Source organism: Streptomyces alkaliphilus (assembly GCF_014141535.1).
In the GTDB taxonomy this organism is placed as follows: Bacteria; Actinomycetota; Actinomycetes; order Streptomycetales; family Streptomycetaceae; genus Streptomyces; species Streptomyces alkaliphilus.
Window position 1 is genome coordinate 1 of sequence record NZ_VKHT01000547.1, and the last position, 3,524, is coordinate 3,524.

Annotated in this window: 4 protein-coding genes; 1 reads left to right on the forward strand and 3 read right to left on the reverse strand. The window is 73.0% G+C overall.

The features are described 5' to 3' along the window. Positions 1–87 precede the first annotated feature (87 nt). Positions 88–261 (forward strand): methionine/alanine import family NSS transporter small subunit, encoded by a 174-nt coding sequence (locus tag FNQ90_RS16450; RefSeq protein WP_182607079.1) that lies wholly within the window; start codon positions 88–90, stop codon positions 259–261. Positions 262–306: 45 nt separating this feature from the next. Here FNQ90_RS16450 and FNQ90_RS16455 read toward each other — a convergent pair whose 3' ends face one another. From FNQ90_RS16455 to hrcA, 3 genes are all read right to left on the reverse strand, one after another. Continuing rightward, complete coding sequence (locus FNQ90_RS16455) at positions 307–1,065, reverse strand: 16S rRNA (uracil(1498)-N(3))-methyltransferase (RefSeq protein WP_182607080.1); 759 nt, start codon at positions 1,063–1,065, stop codon at positions 307–309. A 94-nt stretch (positions 1,066–1,159) separates the two neighbouring features. Continuing rightward, positions 1,160–2,290 (reverse strand): molecular chaperone DnaJ, encoded by a 1,131-nt coding sequence (gene dnaJ / locus FNQ90_RS16460; RefSeq protein ID WP_182607081.1) that lies wholly within the window; start codon positions 2,288–2,290, stop codon positions 1,160–1,162. Further along, entirely contained in the window at positions 2,291–3,307 is a 1,017-nt protein-coding gene (gene hrcA, locus FNQ90_RS16465; protein WP_143617541.1) for a heat-inducible transcriptional repressor HrcA, read from the reverse strand. Positions 3,308–3,524 lie beyond the last annotated feature (217 nt).

Consider the following 3,524-nt stretch of genomic DNA (forward strand, 5'->3'; position numbering starts at 1 on the left):
GACGGCACCTGTGGACATCAGGGGTTCCCGTTCCGGTCGGTCCGCCCCCGGGGACCGGGGTCGGACCGACCGGAACGGGAACCCCTGATGTCCACAGGTGCCGTCGTCATGATGATCGTCTCGATCGGCCTGGTGTGGGGCGGCCTGATCGCCGCCATCATCCTGCTTCGCCGTCACCCCGACCCGGGCTCCGGGCCCGAGGCGGACCTGCACCCCGAGGCCCCGCCCGGCACGGGCCCCCCGGGTCGGCCCGGCCGCTGAGGGACCCCGGCCCGAACGGTGGCGCCGGCCCCGGGGCCGGCGGGCTCACGCCCAGCGGGGCGTGCGGGAGAGCACGACCGCGGCGGCGACCGTCCCGGCGGTGGAGGTCCGCAGCACGGCGGGCCCCAGGCGCACCGCCCGGGCCCCGGCCTCCTCCAGGACGGCCAGTTCCTCCGGCGCGATGCCCCCTTCCGGGCCCACCACCAGGACCACCGGGCCCCCGCCGCCGGACTCCACCGCCCAGGTCAGGGGGACGGTCGCCGTCTCGTGCAGCACCAGGGCCGTCCCGCCGGCACCGGCGGTCGACGCGATCAGTGCGGCCACGTCCCGGGTGGCGTGTGCCCCGGTGACCCCGGGGAACCGCAGCCGACGGGACTGTTTACCCGCCTCCCGCGCGGTGTTCCGCCACTTGGCCAGCGCCTTCTCCCCACGTTCGGCCCGCCAGCGGGTCACGCACCGCGCGGCCTGCCAGGGGACGATCGTGTCCACCCCGGTCTCGGTGAGCGTCTCCACCGCCACCTCCCCGCGGTCGCCCTTGGGCAGGGCCTGCACCACGGTCAACGCGGGCTCGGGAGCCGGTTCCCGCCGGACGGCGGTCACCACCATCCGCAGTCGGTCGCGCCCCTCGACCCCGGTCACCTCGCCCACCGCGCCATGACCGAGCCCGTCGGCGAGGACCACTTCCTCACCGATCCGCAGCCGCTTCACCGACACCGCGTGCCGACCCTCCGGGCCCTCCAGCCACAGTTCGTCGCCGGCCCGGGTCCCGGCGACGTCCCCGTGCACGAAGAGCGGGGCGGTCACCGTTCGCCGCCCGGCCGCCCGTCAACCGTTCGGGCGAGAGCGCACCGGACGGCAGCGCGCCGGTGAACGGGGCGGAACCGGGCTCCCGCCCGGCTCACCGGCCGTTCCAGGCGTCCTTGAGCCGGGAGAACAAACCCTGCTGGCCGGGCTGGAACTGCCCCGTGGGGCGCTCCTCACCCCGCAGGACGGCGAGCCGGCGCAGCAGCTCCTCCTGCTCGGCGTCGAGCTTGCTCGGCGTCTGCACCTCGACGTGCACGACGAGGTCGCCGCGCCCGTTCCCCCGCAGGTGGGTGATCCCGCGGCCGTGCAGCGGGATGGACTGCCCCGACTGCGTACCGGGACGGATGTCCACCTCCTCGGTGCCGTCCAGGGTCTCCAGGGGCACCTTGGTGCCCAGGGAGGCGGCGGTCATCGGCACAGTGACCGTGCAGTGCAGGTCGTCACCGCGCCGCTGGAAGACCTCGTGCGCCTTCTCGCGGATCTCCACGTACAGGTCGCCGGGCGGGCCGCCACCGGGGCCGACCTCGCCCTCGCCGGCGAGCTGGATGCGGGTGCCGTTGTCCACACCCGCCGGGATCTTCACCGTCAGCGTCCGGCGCGAGCGCACCCGGCCGTCCCCCGCGCACTCCGGGCAGGGGGTGGGGACCACGGTGCCGAAGCCCTGGCACTGCGGACACGGCCGGGAGGTCATCACCTGGCCGAGGAAGGAGCGGGTGACCTGGGAGACCTCGCCGCGCCCGCGGCACATGTCGCAGGTCTGCGCGGAGGTGCCCGGCGCGGCTCCCTCGCCGTTGCAGGTGTTGCAGACGGTGGCGGTGTCCACCTGGATCTCACGGGTGGTGCCGAAGGCCGCCTCCTTGAGATCGATCTCCAACCGGATGAGGGCGTCCTGCCCGCGCCGGGTCCGCGACTTCGGCCCGCGCTGGGCGGCGGTGCCGAAGAAGGCGTCCATGATGTCGGAGAAGTTGCCGAACCCGGCGCCGCCGAAGCCCGCGCCGGCCGAGGCGCCGCCCATCGGGTCGCCGCCCAGGTCGTACATCTGCTTCTTCTGCGGGTCGGAGAGCACCTCGTAGGCGGTGTTGATCTCCTTGAACCGCTCCTGCGTCTTGGGGTCCGGATTCACATCCGGGTGCAGCTCCCTGGCCAGACGTCGGAACGCCTTCTTGATCTCATCCTGCGAGGCATCTCGCTGCACACCAAGGACGGCGTAGTAGTCAGTCGCCACTTATTTCTCCGCGAGGATCTGTCCGACGTATCGGGCCACCGCGCGCACGGCACCCATGGTTCCGGGGTAATCCATCCTGGTGGGGCCGACGACGCCCAGCTTGGCCACGGCCTCGTCACCGGAACCGTATCCCACCGCCACCACCGAGGTGGAGGTGAGCCCTTCGTGGGCGTTCTCCCGCCCGATGCGGACGGTCATCTCGGAATTGCCCGCCTCGCCGAGCAGCTTCAGCAGGACCACCTGCTCCTCCAGTGCCTCGAGCACCGGGCGGATGGTGAGCGGGAAGTCCTGTCCGAAGCGGGTGAGGTTGGCCGTCCCGCCGATCATGAGTCGTTCCTCGGTCTCCTCGACCAGGGTCTCCAGCAGGGTCGCCAGCACGCTCTGCACCGTGCCCCGGTCCTCGGCGTCGAAGGATTCGGGAAGCTCCTGCACCAGGCGCGGGACCTCGGTGAAGCGCTCACCCGCGACGCGGGCGTTCAGCCGGGCCCGCAAATCGGCCAGGAACGCCTCCCCGATCGGGGCGGGGCAGTCGATGACCCGCTGCTCGACCCGGCCGGTGTCGGTGATCAGCACCAACATCACCCGGGCGGGGGCCAGCGCGAGCAGTTCCACGTGCCGCACCGTCGAACGCGAGAGCGAGGGGTACTGGACGACGGCGACCTGCCGGGTCAACTGCGCGAGCAGACGCACCGTGCGGCCCACGACGTCGTCGAGGTCCACCGCGCTCTCCAGGAAACTGCGGATGGCCCGGCGCTCGGCCCGCGACAGGGGCTTGACGTCGGCCAGTTTGTCCACGAAGAGCCGGTAGCCCTTGTCCGTGGGCACCCGCCCCGCGCTGGTGTGGGGTTGTGCGATGTACCCCTCGTCCTCCAGCGCCGCCATGTCGTTGCGCACCGTCGCCGGGGACACCTGCAGGTTGTGCCGCTCGGTGAGGGCCTTGGAGCCCACCGGCTCCTGCGTGCCCACGTAGTCCTGGACGATCGCCCGCAACACCTGAAGTCTGCGTTCGCTCAGCATGTCGCGCACCTCCCGTCCGGCCCGTTACCCGCCCTGCTGTGCCGGCACTCCCGTCCGGTGAGTGCCAGAGGTCCCGGAGCAAGTGTACGGCCGGGTACCGGGACCGGGGAAAGCCCGCCCGCTCGACGGTATCGCGCCCCGGCGTCCCCGCGCCGGCCCCGGTGGGGGGACGACGGCACCGGTGGGGGCCGGGAATCGCCGCACGCCGGTGCGGGGC

Bases quoted from the DNA above. Each gene is read 5' to 3' on its own strand.
- FNQ90_RS16450 (WP_182607079.1), top strand. From the start codon at position 88: ATGTCCACAGGTGCCGTCGTCATGATGATCGTCTCGATCGGCCTGGTG.
- hrcA (WP_143617541.1), bottom strand. From the start codon at position 3,307: ATGCTGAGCGAACGCAGACTTCAGGTGTTGCGGGCGATCGTCCAGGAC.